Below are 17,216 nucleotides of genomic sequence, written 5' to 3' on the forward strand. Positions count from 1 at the left end.
GTGGTGGAGATGGCCCCGAAGGCCGTAACTCATTCGAGTGACGGTCGTTGGAAGTGCGGAGGCGGTTAGCGGGCGCCGGACGTCGGGAACGATCGCGGGAAGTTGAGGCGATCAGCACGGACTCTGTCGCCGATCGGCCGTGTCGGAGAGGTTCGTACCAGCCAGGAGGCTCAACGTGACGCGGATCAGCTGCGGAGGACGACGGTCATGACTTCCGTTCTCGTTTGCGACGATTCCCCGCTCGCCCGCGAGGCGCTTCGCCGCGCCGTCGCGACCGTACCCGGTGTGGACCGGGTCACCACCGCGACGAACGGGGAGGAGGTCCTCCGTCGCTGGGTGGCCGACCGCTCCGATCTCGTGCTGATGGACGTCCGGATGCCCGGCCTCGGCGGGGTCGAGACGGTCCGGCGGCTGCTGTCGGCCGACCCGGGTGCGCGCATCATCATGCTCACCGTCGCCGAGGACCTCGACGGTGTCGCCCTCGCGGTCGCCGCCGGTGCCCGCGGGTACCTGCACAAGGACGCCTCGCGCGCCGAGCTGCGGGCCACCGTCACCCAGGCCCTCGCCGATCCGACCTGGCGGCTCGCCCCGCGCCGGCTGCGCAGCCCCGACATGGGCGCGGCGCCGACCCTGACGGCGCGTGAGATCCAGGTGCTGGAGGGCATGAGCCACGGCCGCAGCAACGCCGAGATCGGCCGCGAGCTGTTCCTCTCCGAGGACACCGTCAAGACCCACGCCCGGCGCCTGTTCAAGAAGCTCGGGGCCTCGGACCGTGCCCACGCGGTGGCGCTGGGTTTCCGCTGGGGCCTGGTCCGCTGACCGCAGGCGGCGCCGCCGGTTGCGGCGCGCCGCCGGTGTTTCCGGGGACGAGCGCCGCACGGGCGTGTGACGTTGCGGTCCCGAGGTTGCACCATGGAGTGGTGGAGCACCTCGGGGACCAGCGGACAGGCACTGCGGCGAACCACGCAGCCGCAGGACACTCGGCGGACGGCGCGGCGAACGGGACCACCGACGGCGGCGGGGCGGGAGGCGGCACGGTGCAGGAGGGGCCGGTGGTGCCCGGCGGCACGCCGCGCGGTGCCGCAGCGCATAACGTTCCGGTGCACAACTCCGGACGCGGTGCCGCGTTTTCCCGTTCGACCAGGCACCATGGACCGATGCGTGACGACGTCGCCGGTGCGGCCGGCCAGGCGGACCCGGTGGAGGCCGAGCCCTCCGGCCCGGGTGGCGATCCGTCGTACGCCGATTCCGGCCCGGCAGGTGCGGTTCCCGGCGGTGGTGTCGGCCCCGGTCGTCCGCCCGTGCTCGGCGGTGGTGGGTCGCCGCTGGTGGGGGAGCTGGTCGCGGCCGCCGTCCGCGGCGAGGGCCCGGCCATCGACGCGCTGCTCGCGTACGTCCATCCGCTGGCGCTGCGGTACTGCCGCGGCCGGCTGGTCCGGCTGCCCGGCGGGGCCCGGCACCACGTGGACGACATCGCGCAGGAGGTGTGCGTCGCCGTGCTGTGCGCGCTGCCCCGGTACAAGGACCAGGGGCGGCCGTTCGAGGCCTTCGTCTACGGCATCGCCGCGCACAAGATCGCCGACCTGCAGCGGGCCGCGATGCGCGGGCCCGCCTCGACGGTGGTGCCGCAGGACGACCTGCCGGAGGTCCCGGACGAGGCGCTGGGCCCGGAGGAGCAGGCGCTGCTGAGCAGTGACGCGGCCTGGGCCAAGGAACTGCTCTCCAACCTGCCGGCCCGTCAGCGCGAGCTGGTGCTGCTGCGGGTGGCCGCCGGGTTGTCCGCCGAGGAGACCGGCGAGGTGCTGGGGATGTCTCCGGGGGCCGTCCGGGTGGCGCAGCACCGTGCCCTGAGCCGGCTGCGGGCGCTCGCGGAGGAGTCCTCCTGACGCTGCCGCCGGACGGCCGGAATGGCTCACGGGGCGACGGGTGTTGTCAAGGGCACACGAGGACCACAATCCCGGTGCCAGTACCATGGGGTATCGGCGCCTGGGCAGGTTGCCAAAGTTTCACGGGTGCGAACGGGGTTCCCCTGGAGGATCCTCCAAAGTCCACCCGGCTTTCGGCGGTCTGCGCGAGTGAGCGATGAACGCGCCCCCACCCTCAGGGCGTGTGCGGATCAAAAGGCCGGCCACGGAAGGTACCCCCGAAATGTCTTACAACGCCGCAGGCGTACCCGAGAAGTTCGCCATGCTCGGGCTCACGTTCGACGACGTCCTGCTGCTGCCCGGGGCCTCCGAGGTGCTGCCGAACCAGGTCGACACCTCCTCGCGGGTCTCCCGGAACGTGCGCGTCAACATCCCGCTGCTCTCCGCCGCGATGGACAAGGTCACCGAGGCCCGGATGGCGATCGCCATGGCCCGCCAGGGCGGCGTCGGCGTCCTGCACCGGAACCTGTCGGTCGAGGACCAGGCCAACCAGGTCGACCTGGTGAAGCGCTCCGAGTCCGGCATGGTCACCGACCCGATCACGGTCGGCCCGCTGACCACCCTGGCCGAGGCCGACGCGCTGTGCGCCAAGTTCCGCATCTCCGGCGTGCCGGTCGCGGACGAGGCGGGCAAGCTGCTCGGCATCGTCACCAACCGCGACATGGCCTTCGAGTCGGACCGCAGCCGCCAGGTCCGCGAGATCATGACCCCGATGCCGCTGATCACCGGCAAGGTCGGCATCTCGGGCGAGGACGCGATGGCGCTGCTGCGCCGTCACAAGATCGAGAAGCTGCCGCTGGTCGACGACGAGGGCCGGATCAAGGGCCTGATCACCGTCAAGGACTTCGTCAAGGCCGAGAAGTACCCGAACGCCGCCAAGGACGCCGAGGGCCGTCTGCTGGTCGGTGCCGCCGTGGGTGCCAGCGCCGAGGCGTTCGACCGGGCCCAGGCCCTGGTCGCGGCCGGTGTGGACTTCCTGGTCGTGGACACCTCGCACGGTCACAGCCACAACGCGCTGGCCTGGATCGAGAAGATCAAGTCGGCCGTCAAGGTCGACGTGGTCGGCGGCAACGTCGCCACCCGCGACGGCGCCCAGGCGCTGATCGACGCCGGCGTGGACGGCGTCAAGGTCGGCGTCGGCCCGGGCTCGATCTGCACCACCCGCGTGGTCGCCGGCATCGGCGTCCCGCAGATCACCGCGATCTACGAGGCCGCCCAGGCCTGCCAGGCGGCCGGCGTTCCGGTCATCGGCGACGGCGGCCTGCAGTACTCCGGCGACATCGGCAAGGCGCTGGCCGCCGGTGCCGACACCGTCATGCTCGGCTCGCTGCTGGCCGGCTGCGAGGAGTCCCCGGGCGAGCTGCTGTTCATCAACGGCAAGCAGTACAAGTCCTACCGCGGCATGGGCTCGCTGGGCGCCATGCAGTCCCGCGGTCAGGGCCGCTCGTACTCCAAGGACCGCTACTTCCAGGCCGAGGTGTCCTCGGACGACAAGCTCGTCCCCGAGGGCATCGAGGGCCAGGTGCAGTACCGCGGCCCGCTGTCGGCCGTGCTGCACCAGCTCGTCGGCGGTCTGCGCCAGACCATGGGCTACGTCGGCGCCGCCAGCATCGCCGAGATGGAGAGCAAGGGCCGCTTCGTGCGGATCACCGCGGCGGGCCTCAAGGAGAGCCACCCGCACGACATCCAGATGACCGTCGAGGCGCCGAACTACTCGTCGCGCTGATCGTCCGGACCCCCCGAGGGGCCCGTCGCTGTCCGCAGCGGCGGGCCCCTCGCGCGTGTCCGGGGGCCGGGCCGTCGGGGCGTGTGCACTGTCCGTGCGGGATACTGGGGGCGGCCGGGGTGACCCGGCGGGCATGAGCAACACAGCAGAAGGGCTCGAAGTGACTGAGATCGAGATCGGGCGAGGCAAGCGCGGCCGCCGGGCGTACGCCTTCGACGACATCGCCGTCGTCCCCAGCCGCCGTACCCGGGACCCGAAGGAGGTCTCGATCGCCTGGCAGATCGACGCCTACCGCTTCGAGCTGCCGTTCCTGGCCGCCCCGATGGACAGCGTGGTCTCGCCGCAGCAGGCCATCGCCATCGGCCGCCTCGGCGGCCTGGGCGTGCTGAACCTGGAAGGCCTGTGGACCCGCTACGACGACCCGCAGCCGCTGCTCGACGAGATCGCCTCGATCACCGACGAGCCCGTCGCCACCCGCCGCCTCCAGGAGATCTACGCCGCGCCGATCCGCGCCGAGCTGATCAAGCAGCGCATCCAGGAGGTCCGCGAGTCCGGCGTGGTCACCGCCGCCGCGCTCTCGCCGCAGCGCACCGCCGAGTTCTCCAAGGCCGTCGTGGACGCCGGCGTCGACGTCTTCGTCATCCGCGGCACCACCGTCTCGGCCGAGCACGTCTCCAGCGCCGCCGAGCCGCTGAACCTCAAGCAGTTCATCTACGAGCTGGACGTCCCGGTCATCGTCGGCGGCTGCGCCACGTACACCGCCGCCCTGCACCTGATGCGCACCGGCGCGGCCGGCGTGCTGGTCGGCTTCGGCGGCGGCGCCGCCCACACCACCCGCAACGTGCTCGGCATCCAGGTGCCGATGGCCACCGCCGTCGCGGACGTGGCCGCCGCCCGCCGCGACTACATGGACGAGTCCGGCGGCCGCTACGTGCACGTGATCGCGGACGGCGGCGTCGGCTACAGCGGCGACATCCCGAAGGCCGTCGCCTGCGGCGCCGACGCGGTCATGATCGGCGCCGCGCTGGCCCGCGCCACCGACGCGCCCGGCAAGGGCTGCCACTGGGGCATGGAGGCCGTCCACGAGGAGCTGCCGCGCGGCAAGCGGGTGGACCTCGGAACGGTCGGCACCACCGAGGAGATCCTCACCGGTCCGTCGCACACCCCGGACGGCACCATGAACCTGTTCGGCGCGCTGCGCCGGGCGATGGCCACCACCGGCTACACGGAGCTCAAGGAGTTCCAGCGGGTCGAGGTCACCGTCAACCCGGCGCTCGACCTCCGCTGAGGCGAACGCCGACGAGGGCCCCCGCCGTGCGAACGGCGGGGGCCCTCGTCGTTCCCGTCAGCCGCGGACGGCGGTGCGGCGGGTGAGGATGAAGCCGCCGACCAGCGCTATGCCGTAGAAGGCGAGGTCCAGCGGGCGCAGGTCGGCGCGCCACGCGGCCAGGACGTCGTGGACGAGGGTGCGCGGCGGGGTGCCGGACAGGCCGCGCGAGTGGAGCACGCGGCCCTGGAGGAGCAACTGGCCGAGGAAGAGCGCTCCGGCCGCGAGCAGCGCGCCCAGCAGGGGCAGCACCCGGCTGCGGCCACCGAGCCGGCCGAGCGGCCAGGAGACGGCGGCGGCGGGGGCGATGGCCAGCCAGCCGACGCTGTCCTCGGCCCGCAGCGGCGCGCAGCCGTAGGCGAGGGCGCAGAGGAACATCGCCGCGACCGCGACGGTGGCGGCGAGCCCGACCCGCCGGCGGGGGTGCCGGCGGCGCGTGGCGGGGACGACGGGTTCGTATCCGGCCACCGGGACACCGGGCATGCCGGGCGCGACGTAGCCCTCCGGGGCGCCGACGGCGGGCGCCACCGTGTAGTGCTGGGCCGTTCGCGGTCGGCCCGACTGTTCGTCAGTGCCCCAGGCGGGTGCGGTCATGGGTGTCGGATCCCCCCGGAAAAGACGATGAGCTGCCGCACCGTAACAGTGTTCGGGACGAATCTTGGCGAGTTTTCGATCACAGATCGGGCACGGAGAGCCGGGGTTGTTGCGGCCCGTCGTACCCCGTGCCGGGGGCCGGGTGGTCGCGGGCCCCGTGGACAGGGGATGATGGAGGCTTGGCGTTCGGGCCCAGACGCCGGGCCGACGCGCCGTCACCTCGACCGCCAGCAGCACATGGGGGAACGTTCCGAATGACCCAGGCGCAGGGTTCCACCGGCCGACTCCTGGCCGGACGCTACCGGCTGGACGCGGTGCTCGGGCGCGGCGGTATGGGCACCGTCTGGCGCGCCGAGGACGAGATGCTGGGCCGGATTGTCGCGGTCAAGGAACTGCGCATGAACGCCAGCGTCGAGGAGGAGGAGAAGCACCGGCTGATCGTCCGGACGCTGCGCGAGGCCAAGGCCACCGCGCGGATCCGGCACAGCTCGGCGGTCACCGTCTTCGACGTGGTCGAGGAGGACGACCGGCCGTGGATCGTCATGGAGCTGGTCGAGTCCCGCTCGCTGGCCGACGTCATCAAGGAGGACGGGCCGCTGGCGCCCGCCCGGGCCGCCGAGATCGCGCTCGACGTGCTGGGCGTGCTGAGCGCCGCGCACGCGCTGGGCATCCTGCACCGGGACGTGAAGCCGTCGAACGTGCTGATCGGTGAGGACGGCCGGGTGGTGCTCACCGACTTCGGCATCGCCAGCGTGGAGGGTGACGCCTCGGTCACCTCGACCGGCATGCTGGTCGGTGCGCCCTCGTACATATCCCCGGAGCGCGCGCGGGGGCAGAAGCCCGGGCCGCCGGCCGACCTGTGGTCGCTGGGCGGCACGCTGTACGCGATGGTGGAGGGCCGGCCCCCGTACGACCGCGGGTCGGCGCTGGCCACCCTGACGGCGGTGATGACCGAGGAGCTCGTCACGCCGAAGAACGCCGGGGCGCTGCTGCCGGTGATCGAGGGGCTGCTGGAGAAGGACCCGGCCGACCGGCTGGACGCCTCGCAGACCCGGTCGATGCTCAAGCGGGTGGTCGCCGAGGCCACCGCCAAGGCCGAGTCGACGACCGAGCACGCGATGCCGGTCGCGTCGGCCGCCGGACCGGCGGCTGCGGCCCCGGCGGCGAAGGCCGCCGAGACGGCCGCCGAGAAGACCGGCGAGAAGTCCGAGGATCAGCCGCCGTCCCCCGACGGCACCGTGAAGCGGACGATCGGCGGGTTGCTCGGGACCGTCCGGGTCGGCAGCAAGGCGAAGGACCAGGAGCCCACGGCCGTCCCGGCGGTGCTCCCCGCGGCGGAGCCGGCCCGGCCCGCGGCGCCGGAGACCGAGCCGATCCGGCCGGTGACCAGCGAGTGGACGCTGGGTGCGACGCAGGCGGCGGGCGCCGATCCGCGCAAGGGCCGGCGGCGGCTGGCCGTGGTGACGATCGTCCTGGTGCTGCTGCTGATCGCCGGGATCGTCGCGGTCGTGAAGGCCGTCGGCGGTTCGGACGCCAGCACGGCGCACGGCGCGGGCGCGACCTCGCCGGTGGCGGTCACCACGGAGGCGACGCCGAGCGGGGCCGCGGCGCCCACCGCCGCCGCACCGACCACGGCGGCGGCCGAGCCCGCGCCGGCCGGCACCGAGGCGCCCCCGCCGCAGGCCCCGGCCACCGCGGCGACGACCCCGGCGGGCGGCCAGGCGCCCGCCCCGGCGGCGACGCCCACCCCGACCCCGGCCGCCACGCCGAGCGCGGCCCAGCCGGCCCCGGCCGGCGCGGTGCCGGCCGGGTACCACCTGTACAAGGACCCGACCGGCTTCTCGGTCGTGCTGCCGGACTGGCTCCAGCAGAGCGGCTCGGAGGCCACCCGCCGGACCTTCCAGGGCAACGGCAGCACGCTGCGGATCGAGTGGACCACCAGCCCCGACCCGAGCGCGCTGGCGGACTGGCAGGAGGCCGAGCCCGGCCTTCGCGGGCAGGTGACCAACTACCAGCGGGTCAACCTCGCGGCCGTCAGCTACCGGCAGTGGAGCAACGCGGCCGACTGGGAGTGGACCAACGGCACGCCGAGGATGCACTCGCTCAACCGCGGCTTCGTGACCGGCAGCCCGGCCAAGTACGGCTACGCGATCTACTGGACCACGCCGGACGCGGACTGGGCCGCCCCGGCCAACTCCCAGGCCAGGGACCAGGCGTTCGCCAGCTTCCAGCCCGCGCCGTAACCCGGCGGCCGTCGGGCCGGTCGGCCGGGCAGGCGCTCCCCGGCCTTGCGAACTCCTCGTCGGTGAGCGCCCCGGAGAGTGCCGGGCGGCCGACCGCTCCAGCCGGCCCGGCAGTTGCTCGCCCGCGCCGAGCTCCTCGGGGGCGGCGGCGGACGGCGCCTCGGTCAGGGCGGCGGCGGCCTGCGCGGCCCGTGCGGCGGTCCTGATCGGCTCGGCGAACTCCCCGGCCCCGGCCGCGTCCTCGAAGCGGTGCGAACCAATCGGGGCGACGACCGTCGGGACGTCGCCGTCGAGCCTGGCCCGGGTCACGGTCGCGTCGGGTGACGGCGGCAAGCGGAACCGGCACCGGCGGTTTCCCGTCCTTCAGGAAGAGCAGCCGGTGGGTGGTCAGGACGAGCGTGCCCTTGCGGAAGCGGCCGGGGCCGCGACCGGCGGAGGAGGCGGGCCGCGCACCGTCGATCACGGCCGCCTCGACCGTGCGCACGGCCTCGGCCCGCGTCGCCCGGGTGCCGTTGCCGGCGACCCGGAACGCCGTGTCGATCAGATCGGCCCGGATGGGGCCGAGCCCGAGGGAGCCGCTCAGTAGGCTGCTCGGTGAGCGAGAGGAACTGGCATGCGAGCGGGCCCTGGGCAGGTGCTGGCGGGGCGTTACCGGCTGACGGACCGTCCGGAGGCGCTGCGGGCGGCCGCGGTGGACGAGGGCACCGGCGAGTCGGTGCTGCTGCGCGCCCTGGAGCTGCCCGCGCTGCTGACCGGCGGCCACGATCCGCAGGACGGCGATCCGCCGCAGGCCGACCGGCTGGTCCGGCGGGTCGGGGCGGTCGGCTCGACGGCGCCGGCCTGGCACCCGCGGTTGCTGCGCGGGGTCGGGGCCTTCGTCGACGGCGAGCTGCTGTGGACGGTCGAGGAGCGGCCGGCCGGCGTCCCGCTGGCCGAACTCGCCGCCGCCGGGCCGCTGCCGCCGTACCGGGCGGCCGAGCTGGCGGCGGACCTGGCGGGCGCGCTGCGCTCGCTGCACGAGGCCGGGCTCAGCCACGGCAACCTGACCGCCGAGTCGGTGCTGGTCTGCGAGGACGGTGCGGCGATGCTCGGCGGACTGCTGTCCGGGGTGGCCGAGGAGGCACTGGCCGAGGACCTCGGCGGGCCCGGCGGGCGCCGCCGCTACGAGGTGCGGGCCACCCTGGTGGGTCCGGTGGCGGAGCGCTGGCCGCTGGACGGCGGCCCGGCCGGGGACTGCTGGGCGCTCGGCGTGCTGCTGCAGCGGCTGCTGACCGGGCGTTCGCCCTATCCCGAGGGCGGGGTGCCGGAGCTGGTGACGGCGGTCCGGGACGGGCGGCGCGAGCCGTCCGCGTCCTGCGGGCCGCTGGCGCCGCTCGTCGAGCGGCTGCTCCAGCCCGACCCGGCGCTGCGGCCGACCGCCGACGAGGTCCGCCGGGAGCTGGCGGTGCTGCTGGCGGGCGCGCCGGAGCCGGCCGACGGCGAGCGGGCGGCCCGGGAGGTCGTGCCGCGGCCGGCCGGTCCGCTGGTGAGGTCCGCGCGCGGGCGCGGCCGGGGCGCCGCCGTGCCCTCCGCGGGCCGTGGCGCGGGGACGGGCGGGGGGAAGCCGCCCCGGATACCCCCGGCCCTGCTGGGGCCGCTACTGGTCGGAGGCGTCTTCCTGCTGCTGGTGCTGGGGGTGGTGGCCGTGGTGATGTTCGCGGGCTGACGGCCCGGCCCGGCCGGGGTTCACGGACGCAGCCGGCCGGGGAGATTACCCGGGTCGGCGAGGTGGGCCTAATGTGTGCGTGGGATTTGTTCGAACAGTGGTCTGCACCAGGCCCTCCGTCGCAGTGACGGCAGCCGAAGCGAGGGGGAGCGGTCGCCGATGGGCGTGCAGGACCGGCCGGAGACGGCCGAGACGGAGCGGCTGCTGGCCGGGCGGTACGAGCTGGGCGAGCGGCTCGGCAGGGGCGGCATGGGCACGGTCTGGCGGGCCTGGGACCGGATGCTGGACCGCGAGGTCGCGGTCAAGGAACTGACCGTCAACCACCTCCCCGAGGACGAGCTGGAGATCCTGCACGCCCGGATGAAGCGCGAGGCGAGCGCGGCGGCCCGGATCAAGCATCCCGGCGTCATCACCGTGCACGACGTGCTGGAGCAGGACGGCCGGCCGTGGATCGTCATGGAGCTGGTCGACGGCCGCTCGCTGGCCGACGTGATCAGTCAGGACGGCACCCTCCAGCCGCGCGCCGCCGCCGAGGTCGGCAGCCAGGTGCTGGCCGCGCTGCACCGCGGGCACCAGCTGGGCGTGCTGCACCGGGACGTCAAGCCGGCCAACGTGCTGCTGGAGCGCGGCACCGGCCGGGTCGTCCTGCTGGACTTCGGGATCGCGAAGTTCGAGGGCTCCGCCGAGCTGACCCGGCCGGGCGACCTCGTCGGCTCGCCGGACTACCTCGCGCCCGAGCGCGCCCAGGGCGAGCGGCCCGGGCCGGCCTCCGACCTGTGGGGCCTCGGCGCGACGCTGTACGCGGCCGTCGAGGGGCAGTCGCCGTTCCGCCGTACCTCGCCGATCACGACGCTGGCCGCGGTCGTGGGCGAGCCGCTGCCGGAGCCGCGCCGGGCCGGGCCGCTCGGGCCGGTGCTGGCCGCGCTGATGGCCAAGGACCCGGCCGAGCGGCCGACCGCGGACGAGGCGGCCCGGATGCTCGCCGAGGTGCAGGCCGGGCACACGGTCGGCCTCAAAGCGGTCGCGCCGGTCCGGACGCCGACGATGTCGGTGCCCGTCGTGGACCGGAGCCATGCGACCGGCGGGGCCGCGGCCGATGCGGGTGACGCCGGTACGGACACCGGCAGCGAGCCGGACGGCGCCGGGGAGGCGGCCGGGGCCCGCTCGTCGGAGACCGCCGTCACCGCGGCGCACGCCCCCGCCGTGGGCGTTCAGGCGGGCGCGCCGATGGGTGCGGGGGCGCCCACCGGGCCCGTCGCGCCGGTGCCGCACACCACCGCGCCCGCGCGCGGACCGGCCAGGCGCCGCAGCCTCGCGAAGGTCGTCGGCATCGCGGTGGCCGTCGGCCTGGTCGCCGCCGCGGGCACCTTCTTCGCCACCCGGCACGTCGTCGGCTCCGACGCCGGCCCCGCCGACGACCCGTCGACGCCCGCCGTGACCACCTCGGCCGTGCCGGTGCCGACCGGATCGGCGAGCGGCGGGCCGGTGCCCGCCGGCTACCAGTGGGTGGAGGACCCGGCCGGGTTCCGCTTCCTCCTGCCGTCCACGTCCCCGGCCTGGCAGCGCATCCTCGGGAGCGACAACAACCAGATCTTCTACAGCCCCGACGGCAAGGTGCACTACCTGCAGTTCGCCGTCACCGTCGGGCAGCCGGTCAAGCCGCTGGAGCACATGCGGGAGATGGAGGCCAGCGTCTCCAAGGCGCAGAAGGACTACAAGCAGCACCGGATGGCGAGCACCGCGGTGAACGGCCACGAGGCTGCCGTCTGGGAGTTCAGCTACGCGGCCAAGGAGGGGGGCCGCCGCCGCGCGGTCGAGACCGAGTTCCTCGACGAGGACGGCACCGCCTACGCGATCTACTCGTCCAGCCCGGAGAAGGGCAACGACTGGAACGAGGCCCTCCAGCGCTTCACGACGGTGCTCAACAGCTTCACGCCCACGCGCTGACCGCGGCGCCGTCCGGGCGGGGCGCCCGCTTTCACCCGAGTGGGGCAGATTGTTGTTACCGACGGGTACCGCGCCGGGCGCCGAGCGCCTAGGCTGCGCCGTATGTCGGACCTCACAGCAGATGCAGTGGCCACCGGACGCCCCGACGCCGCTCCCGCGGGCGGCAACCCGGCCGCCCCGGGCGGCGGCCGGACCGTCGCCGGGGCCGTCCCGCCGTCCCTGGTCGCCCGGCTGGCCGGCGGTGTCACCGCGACCGGCGAGCCCAGCGTGGTGGAGACCGTCGCCCCGCTGACCGGTGAGCGGCTGGCGAGTCTGCCGCAGTCCACCCCGGCCGACGTCGAGGTCGCCTTCCAGCTGGCCCACCGCGCCCAGCCGGCCTGGGCCGCGCTGCCCGTGCGCCGCCGCGCCGCCGTCCTGCTGCGCTTCCACGACCTGCTGCTCAAGCGCCAGGACGAGGTCCTGGACCTGATCCAGGCCGAGACCGGCAAGGCCCGGCTGCACGCCTTCGAGGAGGTGCTCGCCGTCGCCATGGCCGCCCGGCACTACGGGCGCGCCGCGCACGGGTACCTGCGCGACAAGCGGCACGGCGGCGCGCTGCCGGTGCTCACCCAGGCGATCGAGGCCCGTCGGCCCAAGGGCGTGATCGGCCACGTCTCGCCGTGGAACTACCCGCTGGAGCTGTCCGTCGGCGACGCCCTGCCCGCCTTCGTGGCCGGCAACGCCGTCGTCAACAAGCCCGACACGCAGACCGCGCTCACCGCGCTGTGGGCCCGCGAGCTGCTCGTCGAGGCCGGGCTGCCGGCCGACCTGTGGCAGGTCGTGATCGGCGACGGACCGGTGATCGGCCCGGCCGTGGTCGAGCACGCGGACTACGTCTCCTTCACCGGCTCCACCCGCACCGGCCGCGACGTCGCCCAGCGCGCCGCCGCCCGGCTGGTCGGCGCCTCGCTCGAACTCGGCGGCAAGAACGCCATGCTGGTGCTCGCCGACGCGGACCTCGACCGGGCCGCGGCCGGCGCCGTGCGGGCCTGCTTCTCCTCCGCCGGTCAGCTCTGCATCTCCATCGAGCGCCTCATGGTCCACCGCTCGGTCGCCGACGCCTTCCTGGAGAAGTTCGCCGAGCGCACCCGCGCCCTGCGCCTGGGGGGCGGCCTCGCGTACGGCGCCGACATGGGCTCGCTGGTCTCGGCCCGCCAGCTGGACACCACCACCCGGCACGTCGAGGAGGCCGTCAAGGCCGGCGCCACCGTGCTGACCGGCGGCCGCGCCCGGCCCGACCTCGGCCCGTTCTTCTACGAGCCGACCATCCTCGACGGCGTCACGCCGGACATGGCGGTCTGCGGCGAGGAGACCTTCGGCCCGGTCGTCTCCGTCTACCGCTTCGACACCGAGGACGAGGCCGTGGCCGCCGCCAACGCCACCCCGTACGGCCTCAACTCCAGCGTCTGGACCCGGGACCCGCGCCGCGGCCGGGCGGTCGCGGCCCGGCTGCGCACCGGCACGGTCAACGTCAACGAGGCGTACGCCGCCGCCTACGGGTCGGTCGGCTCGCCGATGGGCGGGATGGGCGACTCCGGGCTCGGCCGGCGGCACGGCGCGGAGGGCATCCTGCGGTTCACCGAGGCCCAGACCATCGCGACCCAGCGGCTGCTCCCGCTCGCGCCCTCGCTCGGGCTCGACGACCGGCAGTTCGCGGCGGTGTTCACCGGCGGGCTGCGGGTGCTGAAGGCCCTGCGCCTCAAGTAGGCACGGCAGCGGTGAGGCCCGGCCGGTGGGCGGTGCGGGCAGGTTCGGACGGCTAAGGGAGCAGTGGCAGATGGCGGGGTCCCCGGAACAGGGCGAGTTCGACTACGACGTGGTCGTGGTCGGCTCCGGCTTCGGCGGTTCGGTCGCCGCGCTGCGGCTGACCGAGAAGGGCTACCGGGTGGCCGTCCTGGAGGCCGGGCGGCGCTTCGACCGCGACGAACTGCCCAGGAACTCCTGGGACCTGCCGAACTACCTGTGGGCGCCGCAGCTCGGCCTGTACGGCATCCAGCGGATCCACCTGCTGGCTAACGTGCTGATCCTGGCCGGCGCCGGGGTCGGCGGCGGCTCGCTGAACTACGCCAACACCCTGTACGTGCCGCCGAAGGCGTTCTTCGAGGACCGCCAGTGGCGCCACATCACCGACTGGCAGGAGGAGTTGGCGCCGTTCTACGACCAGGCGCAGCGGATGCTCGGGGTCCGGCTCAACCCGACCCTCACGCCGTCCGACGTCCACCTCAAGGCGGCGGCCGAGAAGATGGGCGTCGGGGACACCTTCCACATGGCGCCGGTCGGGGTCTTCTTCGGGGACGGCAAGGACACCGACGGGACGGCCAAGGCCGCACCCGGGGAGGAGGTCGCCGACCCGTACTTCGGCGGCGCCGGCCCGGCCCGCAAGGCCTGCGTGGAGTGCGGCGAGTGCATGACCGGCTGCCGGCACGGCGCCAAGAACATGCTCACCGAGAACTACCTGTACCTGGCCGAGAGGGGCGGCGCGGAGATCCACCCGCTGACCACGGTGGCCCGGATCCGGGAACAGGGCGGGGGCTACGCGGTGGACGTGCGCCGCACCGACTCGCGCTCGAAGACGGACCGGGTGAAGGCGGGCGCGCGGACCATCACCGCCGCCCGGGTCGTGGTCGCGGCCGGCACCTACGGCACCCAGTCGCTGCTGCACCGGATGCGCGCGGACGGCCACCTGCCCCGGCTCTCGGCCCGGCTCGGCGAGCTGACCCGGACCAACTCCGAGGCGCTGGTGGGCGCGCAGACCACCGACCGGCGCTACGGCAGCCGCGCGGACTTCACCAAGGGCGTCGCGATCACCTCCTCGATCCACCCGGACGCGAACACCCACATCGAGCCGGTGCGCTACGGCAAGGGCTCGAACGCGATGGGCGCGCTGTCGATCGCCCAGGTCGCGGGTGGTGGGCGGGCCCCGCGCTGGCTGCGCTACCTGGGCAACTCGGTGAGCCACCCGGTGACCTTCGCGCGCTCGATGAACCAGCGCCGCTGGTCGGAGAAGACGATCATCGGCCTGGTGATGCAGTCGCTGGACAACTCGATCACCGTCTCGCTGAAGAAGGACCTGCTCGGCAAGGCCCGGCTGACCTCCACCCAGGGCCACGGCGCGCCCAACCCGACCTGGATCCCGGCCGCCGAGAAGGGCGCCCAGGCGCTCGCCGAGGAGATCAACGGCTTCGCCGGCAGCACCGTGGGCGAGATCTTCGACATTCCGATGACCGCCCACTTCCTCGGCGGCTGTCCGATCGGCGACAGCGCCGAGACCGGCGTGGTCGACCCGTACCACCGGCTCTACGGGCACCCGGGGATCAGCGTCGTGGACGGCGCGGCCGTCTCCGCCAACCTCGGCGTCAACCCGTCGCTGACGATCACCGCGCAGGCCGAGCGCGCCATGTCGATGTGGCCCAACAAGGGCGAGGCCGACCCGCGGCCGGAGCAGGGTGCGGAGTACCGCCGCACCGCGGCCGTGGCGCCGGTGCGCCCGGCCGTGCCGCCGGACGCGTTCGGGGCGCTGCGGCTGCCGCTGCTGCCCGTCCCGGAGGTGCCGAAGAAGCGCGGCTGACGCCCGGCGGTTCGGCCAACACGCCGAGTTCGGAAGCCGGTTGACATCCGTTCGGATCCGATGGGATAAACGGGCGTCCTGGGGTCCAGGGACTCGTCGAGCGGGGGGAACGCGGTTCATGGCCATCTGCGCATCGTGCGGCGCGGCTTCGGTGGAGGGGGCGCGGGCCTGCGCCGCGTGCGGACGGCCGTCGGCGCCGCCGCCACCGCCACCGCCCCCTCCGCCGGCCGGCCCGCCCGCGGTGCCGCCGCCCCCACCGCCCGGGTACGCGCCCGCGCCGCCCTCCCGCCCCGCGCCGTACCCGCCCGGTGCCGGCGCGCCCGCGCTGGGCGCCTGGGGCGCCGGGCGGCCGTACGACCCGGCCACCGGGCAGTCGCCCGCGCTGCGCTGGCTCACCGGCACGGACTGGCGCCCGGCGCTGCTCGCGCTGCTCGCGCCGACCGCCGTCCTCCTGGTGGCCGCGCTGATCGCGGCGATCCCGAGCGACTACGGCGAATCCGCCACCCTGGTCCAGATCCCCGGGTTCGGCGACCGCTTCGGCGCCGCCCTCGCCATGGCGCTCGGCGCGCTCGGCGCCCCGTTCAAGCTCTCCTACGCGATCCACTGGCGGAGCACCAACACCGACTTCGGGCTCACGGCGCGGGTGCTTCCGCTGACCGTCACCGTGCTCTGGCTGCTCGCCCTCTGGCTCGGCCTGCGGACGCTCTCCCGCCGCCGGCAGGCCCGCACGGCCCAGCAGATGACCCGCGGCCAGGCGGCCGGCGAGGCGTTGCGCACCGCGCTGGTCGCGGCGGGAGTGACGCTGCTGGTCGGTCTGCTGGCCGGGGCGGACTGGAGCCCCTACGTGCCCGGCACCCCCACCGGGTTCGGCCGGTCGTCGGCGATCACCTACACCGCGGACGCCGGCTGGCCGCAGGCGGTCGGCTGGAGCGCCCTGCTCGCGGGGCTGGTCGCGTTCGCCGTGTACGGCACCGACGCGCTGCGCTGGGCGGCCTGGCGCAACCGGACGATCCGCGGCTGGGCGGTGGCGGCGCTGGCGGCCGGACAGACGCTCGCGCTGCTGGTCGGGACGGCCGCCCTGGTGGCGTTCGTCCTGGTCGCGGCCAACAGCGAGGGCTGGCAGACCGCGGTGTCGCTGGCCTTCCTGCCCAACCTCGGGCTGATGCTGATCGGCATCGGCTCGGGGGCGACGTTCCGGGCCGAGGGCGGGCCCGCGGCCCGGGGCTCGGACTGGAGCGGCACGGAGGGCGGTTACCCGGGCTTCCAGGAGTTCTCCTTCTTCGACCTGCACGACGAGAGCGGCGCCTGGCGGTTCGCCGGCCTGCTGGCCGTCGCCGCGGTGGCCCTGCTGGCCTGGACGGCCCACCGCCGCCGACTCGACGCGGCCGACCGGATCCGGCTGGCGGTGGTGTACGCGGTCGGGCTGACCCTGCTCATGGTGCTCTCCGGCGCCGCGACGACGGGCTTCGGCAGCGCCGCGACGCGCTCCGACCCGGCCACCGTCGGCTACTCGGTGAGCCTGGTCTTCGGTTCGCTGCTCGCGGCCAACGTGATCTGGGCGGCGATCGGCGCGCTGGCGCTGCCGCCGCTGCTGGCCGCCGTGACGGGCGGGCGGGGTGCCGCCGCCGTCCCGTACGCGGGGGCCGTGCCGCCACAGGGTCCGCCGGACGGGTACGACCACGCCGGGCCCGGCTACGCGCACGCCGCCGGGGAGCCCGAGCCGTACCGCCCGGAGACCGGGGTGAGCGACGTGGTCGGTTCGTACGAGGGGCCGTCGGGGCCGGCGGGCGGGGCGGACGACCGGCTCGCGGGGCCCCGGGACGGCGAGGACCGGGTCGACCCGAGCGTCTGGCGCGACCACCCGTAGCGCGGATCCGGCAGATCGGGGCCGGCCACGGCGGGGCCGGACAGGTCGGAGCCGGACAGGTCGGAGCCGGAAAGGGCAAAGGGCCCCGCGGGGGAACGGGGCCCTTTGTCGCTCAGCACGCGGCGTCAGGGCTGCGCCGGTGCTGGAGGTGACGGCACCGGGGGAGGAGCGCCGTCATTCGGTTGGCTTCGGGGCCGCGCCCGGTGCGGCTCCGGCGTGGGTGGCCGGCGGCGCGGGGGCGCGCACGCTCGCGGGGCGTCGGGTCGGCGCGCATG

Annotated in this window: 11 protein-coding genes; 10 read left to right on the top strand and 1 reads right to left on the bottom strand. The window is 74.9% G+C overall.

Annotated features, from left to right (window positions below; all coding sequences use genetic code 11):
- Window positions 1-207 precede the first annotated feature (207 nt).
- From AB0C76_RS09930 to AB0C76_RS09945, 4 genes are all read left to right on the top strand, one after another.
- Entirely contained in the window at window positions 208-819 is a 612-nt protein-coding gene (locus AB0C76_RS09930; protein WP_014136228.1) for a response regulator transcription factor, read from the top strand.
- Between the two features lie 506 nt (window positions 820-1,325).
- The gene (shbA, locus tag AB0C76_RS09935; RefSeq protein ID WP_359962468.1) at window positions 1,326-1,886 is read left to right on the top strand and encodes an RNA polymerase sigma factor ShbA; all 561 of its coding nucleotides are present in this window, start codon (window positions 1,326-1,328) and stop codon (window positions 1,884-1,886) included.
- Window positions 1,887-2,148: 262 nt separating this feature from the next.
- On the top strand, window positions 2,149-3,651 hold the full coding sequence (gene guaB, locus AB0C76_RS09940) for an IMP dehydrogenase (protein WP_359962341.1): 1,503 nt from the start codon (window positions 2,149-2,151) through the stop codon (window positions 3,649-3,651).
- 160 nt (window positions 3,652-3,811) lie between these two features.
- Entirely contained in the window at window positions 3,812-4,939 is a 1,128-nt protein-coding gene (locus AB0C76_RS09945; RefSeq protein ID WP_359962344.1) for a GuaB3 family IMP dehydrogenase-related protein, read from the top strand.
- Window positions 4,940-4,996: 57 nt separating this feature from the next.
- Here AB0C76_RS09945 and AB0C76_RS09950 read toward each other — a convergent pair whose 3' ends face one another.
- Window positions 4,997-5,572: a hypothetical protein gene (locus AB0C76_RS09950; protein ID WP_359962347.1), complete on the bottom strand. Its 576-nt coding sequence runs from the start codon at window positions 5,570-5,572 to the stop codon at window positions 4,997-4,999.
- A gap of 254 nt (window positions 5,573-5,826) precedes the next feature.
- Between AB0C76_RS09950 and AB0C76_RS09955 the strand changes: the two genes are divergently transcribed.
- The 6 genes from AB0C76_RS09955 (at window position 5,827) to AB0C76_RS09980 (ending at window position 16,941) form a co-directional block, all read left to right on the top strand.
- Entirely contained in the window at window positions 5,827-7,815 is a 1,989-nt protein-coding gene (locus tag AB0C76_RS09955; protein ID WP_359962349.1) for a serine/threonine-protein kinase, read from the top strand.
- 613 nt (window positions 7,816-8,428) lie between these two features.
- Window positions 8,429-9,520, top strand: coding sequence for a protein kinase (locus AB0C76_RS09960; RefSeq protein ID WP_359962352.1), 1,092 nt, complete (start codon window positions 8,429-8,431; stop codon window positions 9,518-9,520).
- Between the two features lie 159 nt (window positions 9,521-9,679).
- Entirely contained in the window at window positions 9,680-11,467 is a 1,788-nt protein-coding gene (locus tag AB0C76_RS09965; RefSeq protein ID WP_359962355.1) for a protein kinase, read from the top strand.
- A 102-nt stretch (window positions 11,468-11,569) separates the two neighbouring features.
- Window positions 11,570-13,213 (top strand): succinic semialdehyde dehydrogenase, encoded by a 1,644-nt coding sequence (locus tag AB0C76_RS09970; RefSeq protein ID WP_359962357.1) that lies wholly within the window; start codon window positions 11,570-11,572, stop codon window positions 13,211-13,213.
- Between the two features lie 70 nt (window positions 13,214-13,283).
- Window positions 13,284-15,074 carry a GMC family oxidoreductase gene (locus AB0C76_RS09975; protein ID WP_359962359.1) on the top strand — a complete coding sequence of 597 codons (1,791 nt, stop codon included), beginning with the start codon at window positions 13,284-13,286 and terminating at the stop codon, window positions 15,072-15,074.
- Window positions 15,075-15,315: 241 nt separating this feature from the next.
- Entirely contained in the window at window positions 15,316-16,941 is a 1,626-nt protein-coding gene (locus AB0C76_RS09980) for a hypothetical protein (protein WP_359962362.1), read from the top strand.
- Window positions 16,942-17,216: the final 275 nt, after the last annotated feature.

Source organism: Kitasatospora sp. NPDC048722 (assembly GCF_040650235.1).
In the GTDB taxonomy this organism is placed as follows: domain Bacteria; phylum Actinomycetota; class Actinomycetes; order Streptomycetales; family Streptomycetaceae; genus Kitasatospora.

What these genes read in the sequence shown, in the direction of transcription:
- AB0C76_RS09960 (WP_359962352.1), top strand. Translation starts at nt 8,429, where the DNA reads ATGCGAGCGGGCCCTGGGCAGGTGCTGGCGGGGCGTTACCGGCTGACG.
- AB0C76_RS09975 (WP_359962359.1), top strand. Translation starts at nt 13,284, where the DNA reads ATGGCGGGGTCCCCGGAACAGGGCGAGTTCGACTACGACGTGGTCGTG.
- AB0C76_RS09950 (WP_359962347.1), bottom strand. Translation starts at nt 5,572, where the DNA reads ATGACCGCACCCGCCTGGGGCACTGACGAACAGTCGGGCCGACCGCGA.
- AB0C76_RS09930 (WP_014136228.1), top strand. Translation starts at nt 208, where the DNA reads ATGACTTCCGTTCTCGTTTGCGACGATTCCCCGCTCGCCCGCGAGGCG.
- guaB (WP_359962341.1), top strand. Translation starts at nt 2,149, where the DNA reads ATGTCTTACAACGCCGCAGGCGTACCCGAGAAGTTCGCCATGCTCGGG.
- AB0C76_RS09955 (WP_359962349.1), top strand. Translation starts at nt 5,827, where the DNA reads ATGACCCAGGCGCAGGGTTCCACCGGCCGACTCCTGGCCGGACGCTAC.
- AB0C76_RS09965 (WP_359962355.1), top strand. Translation starts at nt 9,680, where the DNA reads ATGGGCGTGCAGGACCGGCCGGAGACGGCCGAGACGGAGCGGCTGCTG.
- AB0C76_RS09970 (WP_359962357.1), top strand. Translation starts at nt 11,570, where the DNA reads ATGTCGGACCTCACAGCAGATGCAGTGGCCACCGGACGCCCCGACGCC.